Source organism: Bacillus sp. AFS029637 (assembly GCF_002584985.1).
Taxonomy (GTDB): Bacteria; Bacillota; Bacilli; order Bacillales; family Bacillaceae_G; genus Bacillus_A.
Genome location: NZ_NUPZ01000037.1, coordinates 36,195 through 61,682, shown reverse-complemented (window position 1 = coordinate 61,682; position 25,488 = coordinate 36,195). Strand labels below are relative to the sequence as shown.

The following is a 25,488-nucleotide window of genomic DNA, read 5'->3' as shown; positions in this document are numbered from 1 at the left end:
TTACACTAGTATGGAAAATCTGGGTTTAATTCGTTAAATTTATGACTATAATGTCTCTTATTATTAAAGCCAACAAAATCTATTCCGACACAAGGCTCTAAATTGCCGTCTACAATCGTAGAATCCACGAAGCTAAAATGCTTTAATTTAGGTAGTTCTTTAATGAATTGTAGATTTTGTATGTTACCACAACCGGATAGAATGAGTGTTTCTAAATTTGTTAAATAACGTAAATAGTCGTGATTTTTCATTTTACTGCAATGATCGAATTCGATGTATTTTAATGTTGAAGCGTTGTTTTCAATCTCATCAATATGTTCTAAATTTCTTAAATAATTGAGTTCTAATTGCTTTAATTTAGGGAATGCTCTACATCCTTTTAAGGAGTTAATGTTTCCTTGTGTAATTCTTAGTTTTTCAAGTTTTCGTAAAGGTATTAATTCTTCAAGATTTTTTTGTTTCGGCTTGTATTTCCAAATGTATAGTTCTTTTAAGTTAGGACAAGATTCGAATCCTGTAATGTTTTTATTCCACTGTATGTAAAGTTCCTCTAAATTTGTAAAGCTTGCTAGTTCTGTTAAGTTTAGTGGGACTTGTGGTTCTTCCAGTGCTAAAGATTTTAAGTTTTTTAATTTATATAAAGCTGAGTAATCAGTAATACATGTACTACTAATGTGTAAGCTTTCAATTTGCGGACAGTGTTCTAGAAAATTAATATGGTTTAAACTATATCTAAGATCATTAATGTAAACATCGTTAAAGTTGTTTGTATTAATGAAGTGTACGTACTCATCCAGTCTATTTTCATGAATTTGTACGGTGCCATCCATAACTAAAAAGTTTTGTGGTTTCTTTTTAAAAGAGATAAGACGATTGTGACATTGACTACATAATTTGAAAGATTGGTTTGATTTGTCGAAATCTATGGCATTATGTATCGGATTATGTTTGCAAGCCTCACATAGTTCTAGGTTTTTTTTCATTGTGTTCTCCTTGCATATTGTGAATAGTAGTATTTTTAATATAGCATGGAGGAAGACGAATTGGGTTAGAGAGTTTTTTAGAATGAAAGCGAAGAATGGGAAATGCCATTGAATATGTAACGTTAAACATAGTACATTAACAAGAGGGTTTAATTTTAAAGGGAGGATGAGGAATTGTTGGATAAGGCGGGGGCTTTAAAAAGTAATCGTATGTATACAGAAGAAGAGCAACAAAAACTATATAAACGAACATTAATAATCGTAAGTATTTCACAAATGTTCGGCGGGGCAGGTTTAGCTGCTGGAATTACGGTAGGTGCACTTCTTGCACAGCAAATGCTTGGAACAGATGCATATGCAGGATTGCCGACTGCCATGTTTACATTAGGGTCTGCGTTAGCTGCATTCATAGTAGGGAAACTTTCGCAGCGATATGGACGCCGTATTGGACTTGCAACAGGATTTATAGTAGGTGGACTTGGAGCAATTGGAGTTGTATTGGCTGCTTTAACAAATAGTATTATTCTTTTACTTATTTCTTTACTTACATATGGTGCAGGTACAGCTACAAATCTACAAGCTCGTTATGCTGGTACAGATTTAGCGAATAAGAAGCAACGAGCAACTGCTGTTAGTATTACGATGGTCATGACGACTTTTGGTGCAGTCGCAGGTCCAAATTTAGTAGGTGTAATGGGAAGGTTTGCTCATTCAATTGGAATTCCTGAACTTGCTGGTCCATTCATATTATCAGCAACAGCATTTATACTTGCGGGTCTTGTCCTTTTTGTTATGCTTCGTCCAGATCCGTTACTTATTGCTAATATGATAGAAGCATATAAACAAGAACATACATATAAAGGGCAACCGGTAACAGAAGAAGTGAAAGAAAATAAACGAGGCATTACTGTTGGAGCAATCGTAATGATACTTACACAAATCGTGATGGTTGCAATCATGACGATGACGCCAGTTCATATGGGACACCATGGCCACGATTTAAGTGCAGTAGGTCTTGTAATTGGTTTTCATGTAGGTGCAATGTATCTTCCATCTCTCGTTACGGGAATGTTAATTGATAAAATTGGCAGAACTACGATGAGTATAGCTGGTGGAGTAATTTTACTAGCAGCAGGTGTCATAGCTGCGATAGCACCGAGTGATTCTTTAATACTATTAATTGTTGCCTTGTCTTTACTTGGATTAGGATGGAACCTCGGTTTAATAAGTGGTACTGCTCAAATTGTTGATGCAACTATCCCTTCCACACGTGCAAAAACACAAGGGAAAATAGATGTGTTTATTGCGCTAGCTGGAGCTTCAGGTGGAGCGATGTCAGGAATGGTAGTGGCGAATTCAAGTTATGCGGCATTGTCATTAGCTGGAGGAGTTTTAGCTTTCATGTTGATTCCTGTTGTGATATGGTCTCGAAAAGGAGAAAGAAATTAAAGAGAGGTTCTAGTTACTGACTAGAACCTCTCTTTATATAATTAGCTTAAATCCCACGCAACAATAAGCCCTAAATGCGTAAGACCACCACCGAATCCGTATAGTAAAAGTGTGTCTCCGTTATTTAATTTTCCTTCTTTACTAGCTAAATCTAAAGCGAGTGGAATGGAGACGGAGGAGGTATTCCCCATAAATTCCATACTCGTTAATGTTTTTTGCATTGGAATTTGAGATTTCTCACAAATAGCTTCGATCATTCGCAAGTTAGCGCTGTGAGGTACGAACCAGTCTATATCATCTATTTGCATATGTGCGGTATGTAATAGTTCTTTTATACCTGCTGGCACCTTGCGTGTTGCCCATTTATATACTTCTCTTCCATTTTGAACGATTTTTTCATTTGTTTGCAGTGGTGTGCCATTCATAGTAGTAGATAAGTTTGTTCTGTATAGATGAATTCCGCCGTCACCGTTTGTGCCCATATGAGCAGCGATAAAGCTTGGTTTGTTTTCATCTTTTTCTAATAAAATAGCTCCAGCACCATCGCCAAATAAAATACAGGTCGTTCTATCGGTGTAATCAGCAACTTTAGATAATGTCTCTGTCGCTACGACAAGGACCTTTTCATGTGATCCAGAAGTGATCAAACTATTACCAACATGTAGTCCATATGTGAAACCAGCGCAAGTCGCATTTAAATCAAATGCTATTGTATGAGGTATGTTGAAGTATTGTTGTATTTGACACGCAACACTAGGGAAAACATAGTCAGCAGTTGTTGTAGCGACGATGATACAGTCGATATCTTCTAAGTTCTTTTTAAATGTTTTACATAAATTTTCAATTGCTTTAATGGCTAAGTGTGAGGAGTATTCTTCTTCGCTAGAGATTCTTCTTTCCTTCATTCCTGTTCTTTGTAAAATCCATTCATCATTCGTATGGACCATCTTTTCTAAATCGTTATTAGACAATATTTGATCTGGAACATAAGTACCAATTGCAGTAATACGAGATTTAGAATGCATAGGAACATCTCCTAACTTATTTTTATAACTTGATACTAGTATCAGATGATAATAAAGTCAACAGATAGCTTTATAACTTAATATCTTTATGTATGAATTAAAAAGGAGTTTGAGAGGGAATGTCAAAATAATATACAGAAAGCTTTTGAAATTGATAATGAAGGGGTCTGAGGTTCTTGAAAAGAATCATATATTTGTTGTCTCTTGTTTTAATTTGTAGTTTTATATTACCAGATAAGTCCTATGCTTGTGATTGTACTAAAGCATCACCAGAAGATAGGTTACAAAAAAATGATGTAGTGTTCGAAGGGAAAGTTTTAGAAGTTCAAAAGCAAGATGGGGGCGGGATTAAAACACTATTTGAAGTGAAGAAAATTTGGAAAGGAACAAATTCTTCGCAAATTATTATATATACAAGTATGAGCAGTTGTACATTTCGTTTTGCAGAGGGAGGAGAGTATCTAGTCTTTTCTTCTTATAGAGGGGAGGCAAAGTTAGAGACATCTATTTGCAGTGGAACGAAGAGATTAGATGAGGCAAAGATGGAGAAACAGGCTTTAAGTCATATTGCAAAAGAGTCAGCTCCAACGAAGAAAGTGGATTTAAAAGGTGAGATGGTGAACGGTTTAAGTTGGTGGCAAGTTGCTGTTATTTCTATAGGTGTGTTATTGATTATTGCAGTTGTTATTATTTATGTGAGAAGAACACGCAAAAAATGACGATTAAAGTAAATATATGAAGATTTTCTTTCGCGTGATATAGGTTGTTAAATCTTGTGAAAGCGAATTACTTATGCTACACTTTATGTAACTTAAAATGAACGGAGGGGCTTCCTTTGATCTTAATCAGATTACGTCTCAATACTTTGTGCCAATAATTGAATAGCGCTCAAAGGCTCTGTCTGTGTACAGAGTGAACGGGATTGGTCTGCCTATTTTAAAGGAACCCTTTATTAAGCTTATATGTGAAAAAGAGGGAGGGACGAATACGCCCTCTTTTTGTTTTGCCTTTATAAATAGAATGGGATAGTATAGGTGAACACTTAATGTGGATACGTATATTATTTTGAGACTTTTTTACTATGGAATAGGATGAAAGGATAGCTTTCTTCTATTTCTTTGGTGAACCCTTATCCGTTTACGAAAGCACAGGCAGTGACCTGTGTTTTTTATTTTACGTAATCGAAATGGAGGAATAAATATATGGAAGAAGTAGTACAAAAAGCAGTTTTAGTTGGTGTGAATTTAGGTAATGAAGATGATTTTGCATATTCGATGGAAGAGTTAACAAATCTTGCAGAAGCTTGTGATGTAGAGGTAATTGGGCAGGTAACGCAAAATTTACAACGAGTAAATCCATCGCATTATATTGGAAAAGGGAAGATTGAAGAAGTAGCAGCCTATGTTAACGAAGTAGATGCGAATATGGTCATCTTTAATGACGAATTATCTCCTTCGCAAATTCGCAATTTAGAAGCGGATTTAGATTGTAAAGTAATCGATCGTACCATATTAATTTTAGATATTTTTGCGCAACGTGCGAAAACGAAAGAAGCGCAGCTACAAGTAGAAGTAGCACATCTTCAATATATGATGCCTCGTTTAATCGGTCTTCGTGAGTCGTTAGGAAGACAGAGCGGCGGCGTTGGTACGAAAAATAAAGGTGTCGGTGAGAAGAAATTAGAGTTAGATCGTCGTAAAATTGAAGAACAGATTTCAGTTTTAAATAAAGATTTAGAAGCGCTTGTTGCTCAGCGTCAAACGCAGCGAAAACAACGTAAGAAAAATGAAGTTCCTGTTGTAGCATTAGTAGGTTATACGAACGCAGGAAAATCAACGACGATGAATGCAATGCTTGAAATTTATAATGGTACAGAAGAAAAACAAGTATTTGAAAAAGATATGTTATTCGCGACGTTAGAAACATCTGTACGAAATATTGATTTGCCAGATAATAAATCATTCTTATTAACAGATACAGTTGGATTTGTAAGTAAATTACCACATCATCTTGTAAAAGCGTTCCGTTCAACGTTAGAAGAAGTAGCGGAAGCAGACTTACTTATTCACGTTGTAGATTACGCAAATCCAAATTACGAACAGTTAATTGATATTACAAATGAAACGTTAAAGAAAATTGGAGTAGAAAATATCCCGACGATTTATGCTTATAACAAATCAGATATGGTGGATGTTGAAATTCCGAAAGTACAAGAAGATCGCGTATATTTATCTGCGAAGAAACATGTTGGAATTGAAGAGCTTGTAGAAATAATTCGCTCGCATATTTATAAAGAATATACGAAGTGCGAAATGTTAATTCCGTATGATCAAGGACAGGTAGTTTCTTATTTCAATAATCATGCGCACGTCTTATCTACGAGCTATGAGAATGAAGGTACGAAACTAGAAGTAGAATGTAAGACGAGTGATTACGAAAAGTATAAGCGTTTTGCTATTTAATAGAAAAGGCGACCCTAATTTATTTTAGGATCGCCTTTTTCTTATTCTGTAATAGAGGCCCACTTATAAGAATAAATTCCTGCAAATGGACGAATAACAACACCTTTTACTGTTGGTCGTTCTAAATATACAAGCCCTGATTGGAAGATTGGAGCGATAGCCGCATCGTCTTCTAGTAAGATTTTCTCTGCATCTTGGAACGCTTTCCAACGTGCTGGTAAGTCAGTTGCTAAAGTAGAACGCGTTTTCTCAATTAATTCGTCGTATTGTTTGTTTGAATAGCTCATCTTATTAAACGGTCCGTCTGTGACAAACATATTTAAAAATGTTGTAGGATCAGGATAGTCTGGTCCCCATGTGGAAAGTGAAATTTCAAAATCACCATTTCCTTCACGATCTAAAAATGCTTTTACTGGAAGGGGCTGTAATGTGATTTTTAATCCTGGTAAGTTTTTCTCCAGTTCACCTTTTAAAAACTCACTAATTTTTTTATCGTTAGACTCATCAGTTGTTATGATTGAAAGAGAAGCATTTTGTAAATTAGTTTCTTTTTTTGCAGTTTCCCATAGTGTTTTAGCTTCTTTCACATTTGTTTCTACTTTTACATTACTTGTACTGCGAAAATCTTTATTATCAGGTCCTTTTACGAATCCTTTTGGAACGAAGGCATTCGCAGGTATAGAACCATTATTTAAAATCGTTGTTGCGATTCCTTGTTTATCAAAAGCAAGCGAAATAGCTTTTCGAGCATTTTTGTTTGCCAATAAAGGATTCTTTTGGCTAAATCGGAAAAATGTCATAGAAGGACGTTCCATTTTCTTCAAGCTCGGATCTTTTTGATATTTATCAACAAACTCTGAATTAATTGTAATTCGGTCTACTTGTTTGCTTTCAAATAAATTAACGGCTGTTGAAGTGTCTTTTACGATATTTACATTGATTTCATTTAATTTCACATTTTTATTATCCCAGTAGTTCGGATTTTTTGTCATTTTATAACTTGTATCATGTTTCCATTCACTTAATTGAAACGGCCCGTTATAAACTACATTTGCAGCTTCAAGACCATAATTTTTCCCTTGCGCTTCTGTAACTTTTGGGTTTTGAGGATAAAATGTTGCAAATCCCATTAACCCTAAAAAATATGGAACAGGGTGTTCTAACTGTACTTCAAGCGTTTTATTATCAATCGCTTTTACACCAAATGAATCAATTGGTAATTCTTTTTTATTTATTTTTTCTGCGTTTTTAATATCGAACATAATATGTGCGTATTCAGAAGCGGTTTCTGGATTTACGGCACGTTTCCATGCATATTCAAAATCATGAGCAGTCACTGGATCACCATTTGACCACTTTGAATCGTGTAATGTAAATGTATAGGTTTTTCCGTCTTCGCTCAGTTTGTATGATTCAGCTGCCGCAGGAACAGGTTGATTATCAGGTCCAGGCATATATAACCCTTCCATTACGTTGTTTAAAGCAGCGTAAGAATGCCCATCAGTTGCGATAGATGAATCAAGTGTAGAAATTTCCCCAGCTTCTACAATATTTAATACTTGTTTTGAAGATTCCTTTTTCTTTTCCCCGGTAGTTGTTGCCTCTTGTTTTTGACCACATGCTGTTAAAAACATAGATAATGTAATTGAGAGTGCAACGACTCCTTTAGTTTTTTGCTTCATAGTTGTCATCCTTCCCTTCATCTCTGCCTTAGTATAAAAGAAAATATAGAAAATTTCTATAAATAAATCCGATAAAACGCATAGAAAAAATATATTATGTAAGAAGTGATATTTCTGGAAAAAGAAACGAAACCAGTATAGAATAGAAATGTTTCAAAAGTCAGAATTTATTAAGGTTAAAGTTTTACTTTATTACACTTACTTTAATAAATATATATTTTGTAAAGGAAGGAGAGATTCATATATGCAGGCAGTTTCGCAAAAAAACACAGTAGAAACACCGACAATATACCGAATATTATTTGCGATTAGTTTCGGTCATTTTTTAAATGATTCGATGCAAGCAGTTGTGCCCGCGCTGTTTCCTATTTTGGAAAAAACGATGAATTTATCCTATATGCAAGTAGGGTGGATTGCGTTTGCGTTAAATATGACGTCATCCATTATGCAGCCGGTTTTTGGTATGTATTCGGATAAGAAGCCGTCACCATTTTTATTACCGCTCGGTATGTTTTCGAGTATGCTTGGGATGATCGGACTTGCTTTTGCACCAAACTTTATTATTGTTATTATTTCTGTTTTATTTATCGGATTAGGTTCTGCAGTCTTTCATCCAGAAGGTGCCCGAGTTGCTTATATGGCGGCAGGGGCAAAACGAGGTTTAGCACAAGCGATTTATCAAGTGGGAGGAAATACAGGGAATTCCTTAGCTCCTATTTTTACAGCATTAATTTTCATTCCGCTCGGTCAAATTGGCTCTTTAGGTTTTACCGCTTTTGCAGCAGTAGGAATCGTATTATTAATTTTCGTATCAAATTGGTATAAGAATGAATTAGCAACTGGTGCTGTGAGAAGGAAAAAGAGGGCTGCGCTTGAGGCAGAAAATGCAATTGTAAGTACGCATATTAAATTCGTTATTATACTTCTTGTTTTCCTTACTTTTGTACGCTCTTGGTACGGTGCTGGTATCGGGAATTTCTATCAATTTTACTTAATTGAGCATTACGGTTTATCTATAAAAAATGCCCAGTATTTCGTATTCGCATTTATGATTGCCGGTGTGTTAGGAACTTTCTTTGGTGGACCGTTAGCAGATCGATTTGGTAAGAAAAATATTATTGTATTTTCAATGCTTGGATCAGCGCCGCTTGCACTTTTACTACCTCACGTTTCTCTTGTGTGGGTCGTACCGTTATTTTTATGTATCGGTTTTATTAGTTCAAGTAGTTTTAGTGTAATTGTTGTTTACGCGCAAGAGCTTGTTCCTGGAAAAGTAGGAATGGTATCTGGATTAATTGTAGGGCTTGCGTTTGGACTCGGAGCTTTAGGATCTGTAGTCCTTGGGAAATTGGCTGACATATATAGTCTACAATTCATTATGTTACTATGTAGTTGTCTACCATTAATTGGACTTACTTCATGGTTACTACCAAGTGATAAGAAAACGATAGAATAGGGGATGCGCTATGAAATTATGTGAAAATATTACAGAATTAATAGGAGATACACCTGTCGTCCGATTATCTAAATTTATTCCAGAAGACGCAGCGGATGTGTATGTAAAACTAGAAATGTTTAATCCGTCACGCAGTGTGAAAGACCGTGCGGCCTATAATTTACTGCACGTTGCTGAAGAGAATGGTCTTATCAAACCAGGAGATACAATTATTGAGCCAACAAGTGGAAATACAGGAATAGGCTTAGCGATGAATGCGGCGGCTAAAGGGTATAAAGCGATTTTAATTATGCCGGATAATATGTCTAAAGAAAGAATTAACTTATTGAAAGCATACGGAGCAGAAGTAGTTTTAACACCAGCAGAACAAAGAATGCCAGGAGCAATTGCGAAGGCGTTAGAACTACAAAAGCAAATTCCAAATAGTTTCATTCCGCAGCAATTTGAAAACCCGGCAAATCCGAATATTCACCGTTATACGACTGCCCTTGAAATTTATGAACAAATGGATGGAGAGCTTGATGCATTTGTAGCAACGGCAGGAACGGGCGGAACGATTACAGGGACCGGTGAAACGTTAAAAGAGAAATTACCAAACTTATATATTGCAGTAGTAGAACCGAAAGGATCACCGGTTTTATCTGGTGGTGTTCCAGGTCCTCATAAACTAGTAGGAACTAGTCCAGGATTTATCCCGAAAAACTTAAATACAGAAGTGTATAACGAAATTATTCAAATTGCAGACGAAGAGGCTTTAACGACAATGAGAAACTTAGCTAGACAAGAGGGATTATTAGTTGGGCCGTCTTCTGGAGCATCTGTTTACGCAGCAATTATGATAGCAAAGCGTCTAGGAGTGGGAAAAAAAGTTTTATGTATTGCACCTGATACAGGGGAACGTTATTTGAGTATGGGATTATTTGAATAAAAGGGATAGAAGCAACTTAATAGTAAGGATGAAAATCCTCTATTAAGGTGTTTCTTTTCGAAAAATAGAGAATGGGTGAGTGGTGAGAATGACAATGAAGTTATTGAAACCAGCATATGAATATAGCGAACAAATTATAGAGTATAGGCAGACATTTTTACATGTAGGAGAACAACCACACGGCAGCTGCTCTTTACAAAATTTTGATTCTCTCGATGGATGGTTTGAAAAAGTGAGTATACAAGAAGTGGGAGAAAACTTACAAGCTAATCGAGTACCGTCTAGCCAATTTTTAAGTTTTGAAAAAGGGGAACTTATAGGTTTTGTGAATATTAGACATCGATTAAATCCAGAATTATTACTGGAAAGCGGTCATATCGGTTATAGTGTCCATCCGAATAAACGTCGTCAAGGTTACGCTACGAAACAACTACAACTTGCGTTAGGTGAAGCAAAAAAATTAGGATTGCAGAAAGTGTTAATAACTTGCGATAAGGTTAATGTAGGTTCTGCTAAAACGATTCAAAAGGTTGGCGGTGTGTTAGAGAATGAAGTAGTTTCTTCTCATACTGGCGAAATTGTTCAGCGTTATTGGGTAGAAATTTGATTAAGTGTGAATTTGAAAAGGTAATATAATATGCAATATCGAAATAGATAAATAAAAAGCGAGGAGAGTACTGCGGTATTAGGGGGGAATGAAATGGGATTAAAAGAGAAAGCGATTGAAATTTCAGAGATTTATAGACAAAACTCGAAAATCGAATCCATTATGTTAGCAGGTTCAGTAGCTAGAAAGTTAGAAGATGAACATTCAGATATCGAATTACATATTTTATGGTCAGCGCCGCCAGAGGATGAGGATCGTAAAGGGCCTATTAACTATATTGGTGGCACTATTTTGTCATATCATCCTTACGAAGAAGAAGAATGGTCGGAAACGTATTTGACGAAAGAAGGAATTAAACTAGAGATCAGTAATTTTTTGACAGTGACCGTAGAAAAGGTTATTTCAGAAGTTGTAGAACATTATGATATAAATTATGAGAAACAATGTATTGTATCATCCGTTCATGATGGTGTGAGTTTGTATGGAGAAAAGAAAGTGAATGAATTAAAAGATAGAGTGGCGGTGTATCCAGAAGAACTAGCGAAACGGATGATTTCAGAAAATCTTTGGTTAAGCAATCGTTGGCATAATCGAGAGGCTCTTTTAAAACGAAAAGATTGGCTTATGCTATATGATGTTATTTGTGAAGTGCAAAGAAATATATTTGGGACCTTATTTGGTTTGAATAAAATGTATGTGCATCATCCTGCATTTAAATGGATGCCGCATAATGTGGAACGAATGAGTATTAAGCCTGAAAACTTATATGAGCGTATGGCGAATACGTTGATAGAGAAACCGGAGTATAGTGTGCAGGAGTTAGAAATGTTAATAAAAGAGGTATTACATTTAGTAGAACACCATGCTCCAGCACTAAATATTGCTGAGCAACAAAAACATATTCAATATGCAAAATAAATAGAAGAGATGTAACAATGAGTTACATCTCTTCTTTTTATTTTACTAACTTGCCTAATACAGGTAAACGTTGAATACGATCACCAAGAATATGCGAAGCAAGTCCACTCGTTAATACGAATAATAGATAAACCAGTCCTCCTGCTGTGGCGCATATAAATACAATAATTAGTGATTCTATATAAGATTGGCCAGGAATAATCCAACTTATAAATGTTTTTAATGCAATTACAACAGCAGACATTGCCGCTGAGTAAATCGTAATAAGAAATACTGTTTTTGCTGTTTCACCAATTTTAAATTTCGCAAACTTAATGATGCAGTACAACATAATAACATTGGAAACGAGGTATCCAAGAATTGTTCCAAGTACAGCACCGTGTCCGCCAAATAAATGTAAGAGCGGTGTATTCACTACAATCTTAACGAGAATACCGATTGAAAATGCAATCATTGTTTTTCTTTGATAATCAATTCCTTGTAGTATAGCTGCTGAAACTGTGAAAATTGCACTTAATATAGCAGAAGGTGCAAATGAAATTAAGTATTGTGATCCATCAAGTGCAATTTTAGGGTCTACATAAACCATGCGGAATGCATCGTAAGCGATACTAGCGAGACCGAATGCAGCTGGGATCGTGAAGAATAACAATACTTGGAATATCTTTGAAATTTGCCCTTGTAATTCTTCTAGTTTCCCGCTTGTATAAGATTTCGTTATAGCCGGAATGATCGTTAACGAGAATCCAGTTGCAAGTGAAGCTGGAATCATAATTAACTTTTGTGCATAGTTCGTTATATAAGCAAACACTGCATTCGCTGTTTCTAAAGGCTCTCCCATCGCTCTAAGGACATCAGCTACTGTATATTGATCTACTAACGTATAGAGCGGAATTGCAATACCGACAAATACAATTGGGATTGCATATCGAAGTAATTCTATATAAATATTTTTTAACGGAATATTGGATGCCCTTGATTTTAATTCGCCTTCGGGAGGTTTTAATCGGTTATACTTTTTCCAGTACATCATTAAAATAGAGACGCTGGCAAGTGCACCGATAACAGCTCCAAACGTAGCAACTGCAACAGAAGAGGCTACGGAACCTCCTAATATTTTTGAGACGATGAAGCTACCAACTAAAATGAAAACAACACGTGCGATTTGTTCTACGACTTGAGAAACAGCACTCGGTTTCATATGTTGAAAGCCTTGGAAATAACCACGTGTAACACTCATAGCTGGTACGATAATAAGTGCGAAACTTAATGCTCGCATCGTAAGTGTTACGTCAGCGATAAATTGTGGATCTGGTGTTTTAGAACGAATAATAAATTGTGATATGTATGGTGCTCCAATAAATAAAATTAAAAATCCTAAAAAGCCCATAAACAGCATCAATTTTACACTAGAGTTATATAATTTTTTACTTGTACTATAATCACCGAGCGCATTATGTTTTGCAACAAATTTAGAGACGGCAATAGGAATGCCGGCTGTTGAAAAGCTTAATAAAATACCGTACCAAGAGTATGCATATCCGTATAAAGCGACCCCTTGCGTTCCAACTAATAATTGAAAAGGGAAGAAGTATATAAACCCTAAAATACGTGAAATCATTGTGGCACCGCTTAATAAAGCAGTTCCTTTTAAAACTTTTGACGTAGACAAAATTCTTTCCTCCTACTCACGCTATCTTACATTCATCGTATACTACTATAAACCTGCTAGAGAAGTTAATACAGTATAAACCATAAATGTTCTAATACTATTCATTTAAAAGTCATATTTTGAATTTTTAAATAGAATGTACTACATAAAAATTCAAAATATAAGTTGACACTATTTTTAATGTATGATAAAAATGATAGTAATCAATTCGGAAAATAATATTTGGGCAATGAAAGGGTATAGTAGTGAAAATCTCCCTATTTCAGAGAGCTGATGGTTGGTGTGAATCAGTATATAGATTATTCATGAAGTTCGTCCTGGAGCATCTTTCATAAATCTCGCGTTGTGAGGAAATGAAAGACGGTAGTGTATACCGTTATCAAATAAAGTGGTGAAGATTTTGTTCACAACTAGGGTGGTACCGCGATATATATCGTCCCTACGTATTTACGTAGGGACGTTTTTTATTTAGGTCTTACTTTGTTGTGGCTTCATAACTAGGGTGGTACCGCGATATTTTATCGTCCCTACGTATTTGCGTAGGGGCGTTTTTTATTTCGGTGGTTTCTTAGTGATTTTCACAACTAGGGTGGTACCGCGATATTTTTGTCGTCCCTACGTATTTACGTAGGGGCGTTTTTTAGTTGAAGGGAAGTGGTTGTATTAGATCGGAGTGGTAGCAGAACAATATAAGCATAGACAGATTATAGCGAAAAAAGAAATAGAAACAGAGAGGAGATAAAAAGATGAATTCACAGCAATGGACATCGAAGTTAGGTTTCGTATTAGCTGCAGCAGGTTCTGCAATTGGACTAGGGGCGATTTGGAAGTTCCCGTATATGGCTGGTATTGGAGGGGGCGGAGCGTTCTTTCTTATTTTCATCGGTTTCACATTATTAATTGGATTACCGCTATTATTAGCTGAATTTGTTATTGGTAGAAGTACACAAAAAGAGGCTGTCGATGCGTATAGAGCAATCGCACCAAAAACATTATGGCCATGGCTAGGTAAATTAGGGATTGTAACATGTTTCATACTACTTTCTTTCTACAGTGTTGTAGGAGGTTGGATTTTATTATATTTATGGAATGCAATTACAGGTAGACTATGGGAAGGAAATGGATCATACGAAGCTACGTTTGGTGAAATCATTTCCAATCCGTATTTAGCAGTGGGGGCACAGTTATTATTCATTCTTATTACTATTTTCATCGTAAGTAAAGGTGTACAAAATGGTGTTGAAAAAGTAAATAAATATTTCATGCCGGCATTATTCGTTTTATTCTTTGTTTTAATTGTTCGTGCACTTACGTTAGATGGTGCTGGAGAAGGGGTTCGTTTCTTCTTACAACCTGATTTCTCACATGTAACATCAGAAGTTATTTTATATGCGATGGGTCAATCGTTCTTCTCATTATCAGTTGGTGTAGCAGTAATGGTAACGTATAGTTCATACTTACCGAAGGAAGAAAGTTTGCCACGTTCGGCATTTTCTATCGTAGCTTTAACGCTTGTTATTACATTACTTGCAGGACTTGCGATCTTCCCAGTTGTATTTGCATTTGGATTAGAGCCATCTCAAGGACCAGGACTACTATTTATCGTATTACCTGCTATTTTCAGTAAAATGGCGTTCGGAAAAGTGTTCTTCGTTATTTTCTTATTGCTATTCTTCTTCGCAACGATTACATCAGCTATTTCTATGCTAGAAATTAGTGTTGCGTCATTAACATCAAAAGGAAAAGGGAATCGCGAAAAAATGGCCTTAATTGTAGGGTTATTAATCTTCGTTGTTGGAGTACCATCAGCATTATCATTCGGTTTGTTAAGCGATGTGAAACCATTTGGAAAAACAATTTTTGATTTAGCAGATTATACGGTTAGTAACATACTAATGCCACTTGGTGTTCTATTAGTTTCCATCTTTGTTCCTTTAAAAATGAAGAAAGATGTATTAATGAAAGAACTTGGTGTAAGTAAAAATAAAGGCTATAAACTATTCGTTTTATGGTTATTCTTACTTCGCTTTATCGCACCAATTGCCATTATTATCGTGTTCTTAAATGTACTTGGAATTATTTAATAAGAAAGGTAGCGTATCGTGATATGATACGCTACCTTTTTATTTTGCTCTTTTTTGCAATTCGTTTACTGTTACGAATTGATAACCCTTTTTAGATAAAGAGTCTAAGATACCTTCAATGGTCTGTAAATTTTCATTAGATTCATCATACATAGAGTGCAATAAAATAATAGAACCAGGTTTTATATTCTTATTGACGTATTCAATTTTATCAGTGGCGGATTTATAAAAAGTATCAGGTTCAAGGTCCCATGTAATCGTTTCGATATTATTTTGATTTAAATAGTATGGTAGCCCTATTAGCTTCTTACCGTTAGGTGGCCTAAAATCAATTTCGTCTGTAAATCCTGTTTGACGGATTAATGAATTCGTTTTTTCTATTTCTTCTTTAATAAAAGAAGGTGTTTTGAAAACCATTCTATTATGAGAATATGTATGATTTCCAAGTTGATGTCCAGATTGAACAATCGCTTTACCTAATGATAAATTATTTTCTAATTCGTTTCCGATAACAAAGAAAGTAGCTTTCGCATTGTACTTATCTAAAAGCGGTAATATTTGTTCAATATTTTTTGTAGGGCCATCATCAAAAGTTAAGGCCACTATCTTTTCGTTCGTTTCAATGCGATTTGTCAGCTCACCAAATAATTGAAAGCTTCTTGCGTTCATTAATTTGTATGTTCCGAATAATGCTATAGTAATAATGAATAGTGTAACTATTGTAATGATTAATTTCTTCTTCATAATGCAACCTCACTATACTTTTTGATTGAACTAAAAAGTATTATATCAAACTGCATAACTTGTTGCTTCAAAAAGTATGAAGATGCAAGTGGTGGGAATTTATCATATAATAAAATGAAATCAAAAGGTATATTAGGAGGTGTTTATATGGCGATTACAATTCAATTGCCAGACACTGCAACGTCTCATGCAAAGCCAAATATGGAAATGGCGATACTTTGCGTGAGGTAGACAAGTAATATACGATTAATCGCCAAAATGAGTTCGTATCATTTTTTATATTTGGCTTTGCACCTTATTGAAATGAACCATAAAAAATAAGGGGCGAGCAGAAATGAAATACGTAAAAGCTAAGGCCGTTTTACCAGAGAGTTTAATTGCTGAAATTCAAAAGTATATACAAGGTGAAACAATTTACATTCCAAAACAAGAAACGCAACATTATAAATGGGGTACGCGATCTGGTGGTAGAAAACATCTGGATGAAAGAAATAAAGCAATAAAAGATGCTTTTAAAAGTGGAACTGCCATTCAGCAACTTGCAGAAGAATATTTTCTTTCTGGAGAAACGATTAAAAAGATTGTGTATTCTAAATAAATAAAAGTAAAAGAGTTTGGTTCATATATTATTTTGAATCAGGCTCTTTTTGTTTTGTACGTATTGGATATATGAGGGAGGAATGAGCATGATAATAGCAAAAATGAATCGTATAGAAGTATGAATGGGCATTAAAACGTTATATTTCATATTACAGAAAGGTGAGCAACTATGAATCATCTTGGACAAATAACGATAGAACTGTTTTTTGGTTTTTTTATTCTATTGATTGCTACTAAAATATTAGGGAAAACACAAATATCGCAGTTAACGCCATTTGATTTTATTTCTGCTATTGTTCTCGGAGAATTAGTCGGAAATACTATATATGATCCGAAAATAAAAATATGGTCTATTTTATATGCCGTACTTGTATGGGTAGTGTTAATCTATTCAATAGAAGTGATAACACAAAAATTTAGAGGGACGAGAAGTTTTTTTGAAGGCTCACCTTCAATTATTATCCGTAATGGATATATTGATCGGGAACAACTAAGTTCAAATCATTTGGATATTAATCAACTACAACAAATGCTAAGACAACAAAAAGACATATTTTCAATCCGAGAAGTTGAATATATGGTTTTGGAACCTAATGGAAACATAAGTGTTCTGAAAAAAAGTAAATACGAATCTCCCACTATAAATGATTTAAGTTTAAAACATAAGCCTGTATACTTACCGATTTCATTAATTAGTGACGGAAAAGTAGTGAAAGATAATTTGAGAGAAGCTGGCTTTGATGAAGGATGGCTGTATAAACAAATAAAGCAAAAAGGGATTACTAAATTTGAAGATGTATTATATGCAGAATGGAAAACAGACGATGGTTTCTTTTGTCAGGAAATAAAGCGGTAGAACATATCGAAGTATGTAATATTCGTTTCTAAGTTATCTTTTACATATCAAAAAGCTGAATCTTTGTATACAATAAAACTAGATCAACAATTTGTATGGAGTGATAAAGATGGAAGCTTTTATTAGAAGTGATCAATACAATTTTATAAAATCACAAGCTTATATTTTAGCAAATGGGCATGCAACGGCAAATGATAGAGGTGTAATTCAAGCGTTAAAATCACTTGCAATTGAAAAGATAATACATGTATTTGAGAATTTAACGGATGAACAGAAAGAGTTAATTGATACAGTATTAACAGTTCAAAATAGAGAAGATGCAGAATCGTTTTTACTGAAAATAAATCCGTATGTCATTCCGTTTCAAGAAGTTACAGCACAAACGTTAAAAAAATTATTTCCTAAGGCGAAAAAATTAAAGCTTCCTGATATGGAAGAACTGAATATGAAAGAATTATCTTATTTAAGTTGGATTGATAAGGGATCAAGCAGGAAATTTATTATAGCGAAAAATGATAAAAATAAGTTTGTTGGTCTGCAAGGAACGTTCCAAAGTTTAAATAAAAAAAGTATTTGTTCATTATGTCATGGGCATGAAGAAGTGGGAATGTTTTTAGTTGAAATTAAAGGTGATGTACCTGGAACCTTTGTTAAAAAGGGAAACTATATTTGCAAAGATGGTGTAGCGTGTAATCAGAATATGAAATCGCTTGATAAATTGAACGATTTTATTGAGAGATTGAAGAAATGAATAGAATACCTCTAGTTTATAAACTGGAGGTTTTTATTTTTGGAAGAAGTAGTAATAGGTTTCTTTTAAAGATGTAGATTAAAAAGAAAGTTTGATAAGAAGGTATGTTTTGATATATTTGCTTATTTTGAAGGAGGAAAAACATGAATTACATTTCACCGAAAGAGGAGGTGTTAAAAGTGAAACGGTGGCCTAAAGATACGATAGCAGCAGGTCGTGGTCATACAGTTGCACTTAAATCGGATGGCACGGTGGTAGCAGTGGGGCGAAATAAAGAGGGGGAATGTAATGTAAGTGGCTGGTGTGATATTGAAGCAGTCGCAGCGGGTAATGTTCATATGGCGACGAATACGGGTAATGCTCATACAATCGCTCTTAAAAGTGATAATACTGTGACAGCAGTGGGGTGGAATAAGCATGACCAATGTGAAGTAAACGACTGGCATAATATTGTAGCGGTTGCAGCGGGTTGGCGCCGTACTATTGGCCTTAATTTGGATGGCACGGTAATAGCGGTGGGCCGAAATAAAGAAGGAGAATGTAATATAAGTAGCTGGCGTGATATTGTGGCGGTCACGGCGGGTGACTGGCATACTGTCGGTCTTAAATTGGACGGTACGGTGACGGCAGTTGGTAATAATCGATATGGCCAATGCAATGTAAATGGCTGGTGTGGTATTGTGGCGGTCGGGGCAGGGTATCTTCATACTGCTGGTCTGAAACGAGACGGTACGGTGATGGCAGTGGGTAATAATAAGCATAATCAGTGCGACGTAAGTGGCTGGAGAGGTGTTGTAGCAATAGCAGCTGGTACGAATCATACAATCGGACTTAAATCAGACGGTACAGTGGTGGCAGTGGGCTGGAATGAGTATGGTCAATGTAATGTAAGCGATTGGCGCGATGTTGTAGCGATAGCGGCTGGTTGTGCGCATACTGTCGGACTTAAATCAGACGGCACGGTGGTCGCGGTAGGTAATAATGAATTTGGTCAATGTGATGTAGGTAGCTGGCGAGGTATACGGCTGCCGGGTAATTAGTTACTAATTGTAAATATTTGTTGATGAGGAATAAAAACAGTGAAATTACAATACGGATCCAGTAATATATTTCTACTTCAGGAGTAATTATGGAATAAGGTATGTGGAAAATAATCAACCTTACATTTGCTGAATAAGAATCCTTTTTCAAAATGGATTCTTATTCTTTATTTCAAATCTACAATAGAAAACATATTTTACAAAGAAGGTATAAAAAGAGGTGAATAAATGTTTAAAAAGTTTGCACTTTATTTACCAGATGCTTTGCTTGTATGGGTCGTTCTCTACATAACATATACAAATTCTTTTAGTTTTGGACAGATGTTAGTAATTTCAATTGCAATCGGAATAATAGGTGCTCTTATTACAAGAATATGTAAGGATGTATTTACTTTCATCTGGTGGACAATTAAACAAAAAAAATCTTGAATATGTTTACTTGTTATAAGGAGAGATAAAATGACTAATAAAAAGAATAGAGTTAAAAACGAGATAATACTTTGGACATTAACAGCGATTGGTTTTGTAATCGTATGGTACCTGTTTCAAAGATAAAAACGCATTGCACTTTAAAAGAAAGCACGATGCGTTTGTATTATTTTTTTTGCCAATTTTCTTTAATAAAGTCTTCACGTCCAGATTCCTTTTGCTCAGTAGCATATTTCTCTGGATTCTTTTTATAAAAATGTTGATGGTATTCTTCAGCCTCATAAAAAGGTGCAGCCGGGCGAATTTCAGTTACGATTGGTTCTTTAAACATACTGCTTTCTACAAGAGCTTGTTTTGATTTTTCAGCAAGTTCTTTTTGCGTTTCATTATGATAAAAAATAGCGGTACGATAAGATGGACCACGGTCAAAAAATTGTCCGCCATCATCAGTTGGATCGATTTGTGGCCAATATAAATCTAGTAATTTTTCATATGGAAAAATAGAAGGATCGAATGTAATTTGTACAACTTCTAAATGACCAGATGTACCAGCTTTTACTTGTTCATATGTTGGGTTTTCTACATGACCACCTGCATAGCCGGAAAGCACTTTATGAATACCAGGAAGTTCATCAAATGGCTTTACCATGCACCAAAAGCAACCGCCTGCGAAGGTTGCGAGTTCGTATGTTTTTTCGGACATTGCTGTAATCCTCCTAAATATATATGTTTTATATAGTATTATACAAAAAATTTTATTGCGCAATAAAAAAGATTCGAAAATATATGTATTATTAAAAATAAATTTTGAAAACATGTTGACAATGAAAAGAACAACGTCCTATAATACGTTTAACAAATAAAAGTTAATTAAGAATTTTCTAACTTTATAGTTTGCATATGCAAAGAAGAGGAAAGTAGATGGTTATGATCGTTTCAGAGAGCTGCTCCTAGGCTGTGAGAGTAGTAACAATCGAATCATTGAAGATCACCTCGGAGCATCGCTTGCGAAAGGGAAACTGAGTAGAGGGCGACGGCATCGTCTCCGCTAAAAGGACGGGGGTCTAATTGGACCTACAGAGCTTATATTTCGTGAGAAATATAAGGAAGCTGAGTGGTAACGCGAAACTCTCGCCTCAGCAATCNNGATTGCTGAGGCGAGAGTTTTTATTTTAAACAATAGAATAAGAGAATGCGTAGAAGAGGAGAGTAAATGATAGGTATTGTTTCAGAGAGCTGCCTGGAAGCTGTGAGGGTGGTAACAATTTAATCATTGAAGATCACCTCGGAGCACTGCTTTTGAAACTAGTAAAAAGTAGCGGAGTTGTTCCCGATAGAAAAACAAAAGTCTCATTAGACTTGCAGAGCTTATATTTCGTGAGAAGTGTAAGGAAGCTGAGTGGTACCACGATTCCCTCGTCTCAGCAATGGATTGCTACAAGTATGTAAGTAATCGATTGTTGAGACGAGTATATTTTTAAAATTTATATACTGAATATTCTGTCGAAAATACTCATCTCAGCAATCGATGTAGAAATAGATTGCAAAAGTATAGAAAAAAAGAGGAGCGATGTGAGATGGGAAACCAGGAGATGTCACGAAACAATTAACTGAAGAATTTAAAAAGTTAACGAGAGAAAGAGGAGTACGTGTTCCTGGACTGGCGGAAAGCTTAATGTAGAAAGGGAGAGGAGTTAATCGAAATGAAGGCACAGCATACAGCATGTGAGGAGTTACAGTGCGAAGAAGTGACAGGAGCCGGGCACGTTATTCAATGCTTGAAAAAATTAGGTGTAACGACCGTTTTCGGTTATCCGGGCGGAGCGATTTTGCCAGTATACGATGCGTTATATGAAAGTGGATTGAAGCATGTATTAACTCGTCATGAACAAGCTGCCATTCATGCAGCTGAAGGATATGCGAGAGCTTCGGGAAAGGTCGGGGTAGTCTTTGCTACCTCTGGCCCAGGGGCGACAAATTTAGTTACGGGCTTAGCAGATGCTTATATGGATTCGATTCCTTTAGTCGTCATTACAGGGCAAGTTGCAAAGACTTTAATTGGTAAAGATGGATTTCAAGAAGTGGATGTTATCGGGATTACAGTACCTGTTACGAAACATAATTACCAAGTTCGTGATGTGAATCATTTATCACGCGTTGTACAAGAAGCTTTTTACATTGCCGAAAGCGGGCGACCAGGACCAGTATTAATTGATATTCCAAAAGATATTCAAAATGAAAAGGTAACAAGTTTTTATAATGAAGTAATTGAGATTCCAGGATACAAACTGGAGTCTATGCCAGACACTATGAAGCTTAAAGAGGTGGCTAAAGCAATTTCACAAGCAAAACGCCCGCTTCTTTATATTGGAGGAGGCATCATTCATACTTTGAATGTTTACATGAATTAAAGTTAATTGTTGATTTAATGTACGAAGGTGGATTAACGAACATGCGCCATTCTATTTCAGATACGGCTGAGTTTGGAGATTATGTAACAGGATCGAGAATTGTTACAGATGAAACGAAGAAAGAGATGCAACGAGTACTTACAGAAATTCAGCAAGGTGAATTCGCGAAGAAATGGATTTTAGAAAATCAAGCTGGGCGCCCAACGTATAATGCGATGAAAAAAGCAGAGCAAAATCATCAGTTAGAAAAAGTAGGAGCAGAGCTTCGTGAAATGATGAGCTGGATTAAGGAGCCAGAAAAGAAAACGTTAGTAAAGAAATAGATTGAGATATTATAAGTGAAAAATATGTAAAAGGGGATTTGACAAGATGAGAAGTGACATGATTAAAAAAGGTTTTGATAAAGCTCCGCATCGTAGTTTATTAAAAGCAACTGGTTTAAAAGATGAAGACTTTGATAAACCGTTCATAGCGATTTGTAATTCTTTTATTGAAATTATTCCAGGGCATAAGCACTTGAATGAGTTTGGAAAGCTTGTAAAAGAAGCAGTACGTGCGGCAGGTATGGTTCCATTCGAATTTAATACAATTGGAGTAGATGATGGTATTGCGATGGGACATATCGGTATGCGGTATTCGCTTCCGAGTCGTGAAATTATTGCAGACTCAGTAGAAACGGTTGTAAATGCACATTGGTTTGACGGCATGATTTGTATCCCAAACTGTGACAAAATTACACCTGGTATGATGATGGCTGCCCTTCGTATTAACATTCCAACTGTGTTTGTTTCAGGTGGACCGATGGCAGCAGGTAAGACTTCTAAAGGAGAAGTAGTTGATCTAAGTTCTGTTTTTGAAGGGGTAGGAGCCTATCAATCTGGGAAAATTTCAGAAGAAGAATTGAAGGATATTGAAGATCATGGCTGTCCATCTTGTGGCTCTTGTTCGGGTATGTTCACAGCGAATTCTATGAATTGTTTATGTGAAGTGTTAGGTTTAGCTCTTCCAGGTAACGGGAGTATTTTAGCAATTGATCCAAGGCGTGAAGAGTTAATTAAACAAGCGGCAGAGAAATTGAAAATATTAGTTGAAAGAGATATTAAGCCAAGAGATATTGTGACAGAAGAGGCAATTGATGATGCATTTGCACTTGATATGGCGATGGGAGGATCTACGAATACAGTATTACACACGCTAGCACTCGCACAAGAGGCAGGGCTAGATTATGATATGAGTCGTATTGATGCTGTTTCAAGACGTGTACCGCATTTGTGTAAAGTAAGTCCGGCTTCTAACTGGCATATGGAAGATATCGATCGAGCAGGCGGGATTAGTGCAATTTTGAAAGAATTAAGCCGAAAAGAAGGGGTACTTCATTTAGATCGTATCACTGCTACTGGACAGACGTTAAGAGAAAACATTGCTCACGCTGAGATTCAAGATAAGGAAGTTATTCATTCTCTCGAAAACCCTCATAGTGAAGAGGGAGGCTTACGTATATTAAAAGGAAACCTTGCGAAAGATGGGGCAGTTATTAAAAGTGGAGCAACTGAAGTAAAACGATTTGAAGGACCTTGCGTTATTTTTAATTCACAAGATGAGGCGCTTGCGGGCATTATGCTTGGGAAGGTTAAGAAAGGGGATGTTGTTGTTATTCGTTATGAAGGACCAAGAGGCGGCCCTGGTATGCCAGAAATGTTAGCACCAACATCAGCAATTGCTGGAATGGGATTAGGCGCTGATGTTGCGCTATTAACGGATGGGCGTTTCTCTGGTGCTTCACGTGGTATTTCGGTCGGGCATATTTCACCAGAAGCAGCAGCTGGTGGAACGATTGCACTTCTTGAACAAGGGGATATTGTATGTATTGATGTTGAGGAACGCTTGCTAGAAGTAAGAGTGAGTGATGAGGAATTAGAAAAGCGTAAAAAAGAATGGAAACGACCAGAACCAAAAGTGAAAACTGGATGGCTTGGGCGTTATGCGCAAATGGTAACATCGGCGAATACAGGGGCTGTTCTGAAAATCCCGAATTTTGATTGAGCCAATTTAAAAAAGATAAGGATGATATAAAATGGTGCACAAGGTAAAGGAGAGAGTGAAAATTGAAGATATCTTAATGGCTCATAATTGCATGAAAGATATCGTGATTAAAACACCGTTACAACGTGATACAGTTTTATCTGAGAAATATGATTGTGACGTTTATGTGAAACGAGAAGACTTACAATTGATTCGCTCTTTCAAAATTCGTGGTGCGTACAATTTGATTCAAAGCTTACCGAAAGAAAAGTTGCAAAACGGTGTTGTTTGCGCAAGCGCCGGTAATCACGCACAAGGGGTAGCTTACACGTGTAACTTATTGAAGATTCCGTCGAAAATTTTCATGCCTACAACAACACCTAAGCAAAAAGTATCACAAGTACAATTTTTCGGTGGTGATTTCGCAGAGATTGTATTAGTTGGTGATACATTTGATAGTGCTTTCCAAGAAGCACAGCGTTATTGTGAAGAAAATAGAATGACGTTTGTTCATCCATTTGATGATCCGTATGTCGTTGCTGGTCAAGGGACAGTTGCAGTTGAAGTTATGCATGATATGGAGAAATCGGTTGACATTATCTTTACAGCAATCGGTGGTGGTGGGTTAGCATCAGGCGTTGGTACATATGTAAAAGGTGTTAGTCCTACTACAAAGGTCATTGGTGTAGAACCGATGGGAGCTGCATCTATGAAAGAGGCTTTTCTCCAAAATGAAAATGTCGCATTAGATAAAATAGATAGTTTTGTTGATGGGGCAGCTGTAAAAAAAGTAGGGAAGTTAACATTTGAAACTTGTAAAGATGTAATTGATGATATTGTTTTAGTACCAGAGGGAAAAGTTTGTACGATGATTTTAGAACTATATAAGAAAAATGCGATTGTAGCAGAGCCTGCTGGTGCGCTTTCTATTGCAGCACTTGATCTATACAGGGAGGAAATAAAAGGAAAAACAGTTGTGTGTATATTAAGTGGTGGAAATAATGATATTGATAGAATGCAAGAAATGAAAGAACGTTCGCTCATTTATGAAGGATTACAGCATTACTTCATCATTGAATTCCCGCAGCGTTCTGGAGCACTAAGAGAGTTTCTTGATAAAGGGTTAGGGCCAGAAGATGATATTACGCGCTTTGAGTACATTAAGAAACATAATAAGGAAAATGGGCCAGCGTTAGTCGGTGTAGAATTAAAACATAAAGAGGATTATGAGCAATTAATTACTCGTTTTAAAGAAAATAATATTCAATTTATGGAGCTTAATAAAAACCCTGTTTTGTTTGATTTGCTTATTTAATAGAAGGAAAGAGTTAGCATCCAAATAAAAAAGATAGATACAAGCAAGGGAAAC

The 25,488-nt window shown here is 35.9% G+C and carries 20 protein-coding genes, 4 pseudogenes and 3 other annotated features; of the genes and pseudogenes, 18 read left to right on the top strand and 6 right to left on the bottom strand.

Annotated features, from left to right (window positions below; genetic code table 11):
* Positions 1 to 5: 5 nt before the first annotated feature.
* Positions 6 to 866 (bottom strand): annotated as a pseudogene (locus tag COE49_RS19490) (leucine-rich repeat domain-containing protein); the annotation flags it as partial.
* A gap of 291 nt (positions 867 to 1,157) precedes the next feature.
* On the opposite strand from COE49_RS19490, the gene COE49_RS19485 reads away from it, so the two are divergent.
* A complete protein-coding gene (locus COE49_RS19485; RefSeq protein ID WP_098841109.1) occupies positions 1,158 to 2,432 on the top strand; it encodes an MFS transporter in 1,275 nt (424 codons plus the stop codon).
* Between the two features lie 41 nt (positions 2,433 to 2,473).
* Here COE49_RS19485 and COE49_RS19480 read toward each other — a convergent pair whose 3' ends face one another.
* A complete protein-coding gene (locus COE49_RS19480) occupies positions 2,474 to 3,457 on the bottom strand; it encodes a ketoacyl-ACP synthase III (RefSeq protein ID WP_088231216.1) in 984 nt (327 codons plus the stop codon).
* A gap of 176 nt (positions 3,458 to 3,633) precedes the next feature.
* Here COE49_RS19480 and COE49_RS19475 point away from each other — a divergent pair, with 176 nt between their 5' ends.
* Both COE49_RS19475 and hflX read left to right on the top strand, forming a co-directional pair.
* Positions 3,634 to 4,176 carry a cobalamin biosynthesis protein CbiN gene (locus tag COE49_RS19475; protein ID WP_088231217.1) on the top strand — a complete coding sequence of 181 codons (543 nt, stop codon included), beginning with the start codon at positions 3,634 to 3,636 and terminating at the stop codon, positions 4,174 to 4,176.
* A gap of 483 nt (positions 4,177 to 4,659) precedes the next feature.
* Positions 4,660 to 5,919 (top strand): GTPase HflX, encoded by a 1,260-nt coding sequence (hflX, locus tag COE49_RS19470; protein WP_088231218.1) that lies wholly within the window; start codon positions 4,660 to 4,662, stop codon positions 5,917 to 5,919.
* 41 nt (positions 5,920 to 5,960) lie between these two features.
* Here the strand turns inward: hflX and COE49_RS19465 are convergent, their stop codons facing one another.
* Positions 5,961 to 7,601 (bottom strand): peptide ABC transporter substrate-binding protein, encoded by a 1,641-nt coding sequence (locus COE49_RS19465; RefSeq protein ID WP_088231219.1) that lies wholly within the window; start codon positions 7,599 to 7,601, stop codon positions 5,961 to 5,963.
* Positions 7,602 to 7,845: 244 nt separating this feature from the next.
* On the opposite strand from COE49_RS19465, the gene COE49_RS19460 reads away from it, so the two are divergent.
* The 4 genes from COE49_RS19460 to COE49_RS19445 all read left to right on the top strand — a co-directional run bounded on the left by COE49_RS19460 (position 7,846) and on the right by COE49_RS19445 (position 11,510).
* Positions 7,846 to 9,057, top strand: a complete 1,212-nt coding sequence (locus tag COE49_RS19460) for an MFS transporter (protein ID WP_098946021.1) — start codon at positions 7,846 to 7,848, stop codon at positions 9,055 to 9,057.
* 10 nt (positions 9,058 to 9,067) lie between these two features.
* The gene (cysK, locus tag COE49_RS19455; protein ID WP_098841111.1) at positions 9,068 to 9,985 is read left to right on the top strand and encodes a cysteine synthase A; all 918 of its coding nucleotides are present in this window, start codon (positions 9,068 to 9,070) and stop codon (positions 9,983 to 9,985) included.
* Positions 9,986 to 10,079: 94 nt separating this feature from the next.
* Positions 10,080 to 10,592, top strand: coding sequence for a GNAT family N-acetyltransferase (locus COE49_RS19450; protein WP_088231297.1), 513 nt, complete (start codon positions 10,080 to 10,082; stop codon positions 10,590 to 10,592).
* Positions 10,593 to 10,685: 93 nt separating this feature from the next.
* Positions 10,686 to 11,510: a DUF4037 domain-containing protein gene (locus COE49_RS19445; protein WP_088231222.1), complete on the top strand. Its 825-nt coding sequence runs from the start codon at positions 10,686 to 10,688 to the stop codon at positions 11,508 to 11,510.
* 37 nt (positions 11,511 to 11,547) lie between these two features.
* Here the strand turns inward: COE49_RS19445 and COE49_RS19440 are convergent, their stop codons facing one another.
* Complete coding sequence (locus tag COE49_RS19440) at positions 11,548 to 13,182, bottom strand: putative polysaccharide biosynthesis protein (protein WP_098356972.1); 1,635 nt, start codon at positions 13,180 to 13,182, stop codon at positions 11,548 to 11,550.
* A 220-nt stretch (positions 13,183 to 13,402) separates the two neighbouring features.
* Positions 13,403 to 13,626, top strand: a binding site (T-box leader).
* A 302-nt stretch (positions 13,627 to 13,928) separates the two neighbouring features.
* Between COE49_RS19440 and COE49_RS19435 the strand changes: the two genes are divergently transcribed.
* Positions 13,929 to 15,266: a sodium-dependent transporter gene (locus tag COE49_RS19435; RefSeq protein ID WP_088231224.1), complete on the top strand. Its 1,338-nt coding sequence runs from the start codon at positions 13,929 to 13,931 to the stop codon at positions 15,264 to 15,266.
* Positions 15,267 to 15,305: 39 nt separating this feature from the next.
* On the opposite strand, the gene COE49_RS19430 is transcribed toward COE49_RS19435, so the two are convergent.
* A complete protein-coding gene (locus COE49_RS19430) occupies positions 15,306 to 16,010 on the bottom strand; it encodes a polysaccharide deacetylase family protein (RefSeq protein ID WP_088231225.1) in 705 nt (234 codons plus the stop codon).
* Between the two features lie 334 nt (positions 16,011 to 16,344).
* Here COE49_RS19430 and COE49_RS19425 point away from each other — a divergent pair, with 334 nt between their 5' ends.
* The 5 genes from COE49_RS19425 (at position 16,345) to COE49_RS19400 (ending at position 19,686) form a co-directional block, all read left to right on the top strand.
* On the top strand, positions 16,345 to 16,608 hold the full coding sequence (locus COE49_RS19425; RefSeq protein WP_088231226.1) for a CD3324 family protein: 264 nt from the start codon (positions 16,345 to 16,347) through the stop codon (positions 16,606 to 16,608).
* Between the two features lie 171 nt (positions 16,609 to 16,779).
* A complete protein-coding gene (locus COE49_RS19420; RefSeq protein ID WP_088231227.1) occupies positions 16,780 to 17,466 on the top strand; it encodes a DUF421 domain-containing protein in 687 nt (228 codons plus the stop codon).
* Positions 17,467 to 17,575: 109 nt separating this feature from the next.
* Positions 17,576 to 18,217, top strand: coding sequence for a FusB/FusC family EF-G-binding protein (locus COE49_RS19410; protein WP_046959069.1), 642 nt, complete (start codon positions 17,576 to 17,578; stop codon positions 18,215 to 18,217).
* A 143-nt stretch (positions 18,218 to 18,360) separates the two neighbouring features.
* Positions 18,361 to 19,257 carry an RCC1 domain-containing protein gene (locus COE49_RS19405; protein ID WP_088231228.1) on the top strand — a complete coding sequence of 299 codons (897 nt, stop codon included), beginning with the start codon at positions 18,361 to 18,363 and terminating at the stop codon, positions 19,255 to 19,257.
* A gap of 228 nt (positions 19,258 to 19,485) precedes the next feature.
* A complete protein-coding gene (locus COE49_RS19400; RefSeq protein ID WP_098252678.1) occupies positions 19,486 to 19,686 on the top strand; it encodes a hypothetical protein in 201 nt (66 codons plus the stop codon).
* A gap of 166 nt (positions 19,687 to 19,852) precedes the next feature.
* On the opposite strand, the gene msrA is transcribed toward COE49_RS19400, so the two are convergent.
* Positions 19,853 to 20,389, bottom strand: coding sequence for a peptide-methionine (S)-S-oxide reductase MsrA (gene msrA / locus COE49_RS19390; RefSeq protein WP_098252679.1), 537 nt, complete (start codon positions 20,387 to 20,389; stop codon positions 19,853 to 19,855).
* Positions 20,390 to 20,582: 193 nt separating this feature from the next.
* Positions 20,583 to 20,828 (top strand) — a binding site (T-box leader).
* Between the two features lie 46 nt (positions 20,829 to 20,874).
* Positions 20,875 to 21,113, top strand: a binding site (T-box leader).
* A gap of 149 nt (positions 21,114 to 21,262) precedes the next feature.
* Between msrA and COE49_RS19385 the strand changes: the two are divergent.
* From COE49_RS19385 to ilvA, 5 genes and pseudogenes are all read left to right on the top strand, one after another.
* A pseudogene (locus COE49_RS19385) lies at positions 21,263 to 21,367 on the top strand (branched-chain amino acid aminotransferase); the annotation flags it as partial.
* Between the two features lie 22 nt (positions 21,368 to 21,389).
* Positions 21,390 to 22,076: pseudogene (locus tag COE49_RS19380) on the top strand (thiamine pyrophosphate-binding protein); the annotation flags it as partial.
* Positions 22,067 to 22,420, top strand: a pseudogene (locus COE49_RS19375) (ketol-acid reductoisomerase); the annotation flags it as partial. The pseudogenes COE49_RS19380 and COE49_RS19375, both read left to right, overlap by 10 nt.
* 46 nt (positions 22,421 to 22,466) lie before the next feature.
* A complete protein-coding gene (gene ilvD / locus COE49_RS19370) occupies positions 22,467 to 24,140 on the top strand; it encodes a dihydroxy-acid dehydratase (protein ID WP_088231230.1) in 1,674 nt (557 codons plus the stop codon).
* Between the two features lie 31 nt (positions 24,141 to 24,171).
* Positions 24,172 to 25,434 (top strand): threonine ammonia-lyase IlvA, encoded by a 1,263-nt coding sequence (ilvA, locus tag COE49_RS19365; RefSeq protein ID WP_088231231.1) that lies wholly within the window; start codon positions 24,172 to 24,174, stop codon positions 25,432 to 25,434.
* Positions 25,435 to 25,488 lie beyond the last annotated feature (54 nt).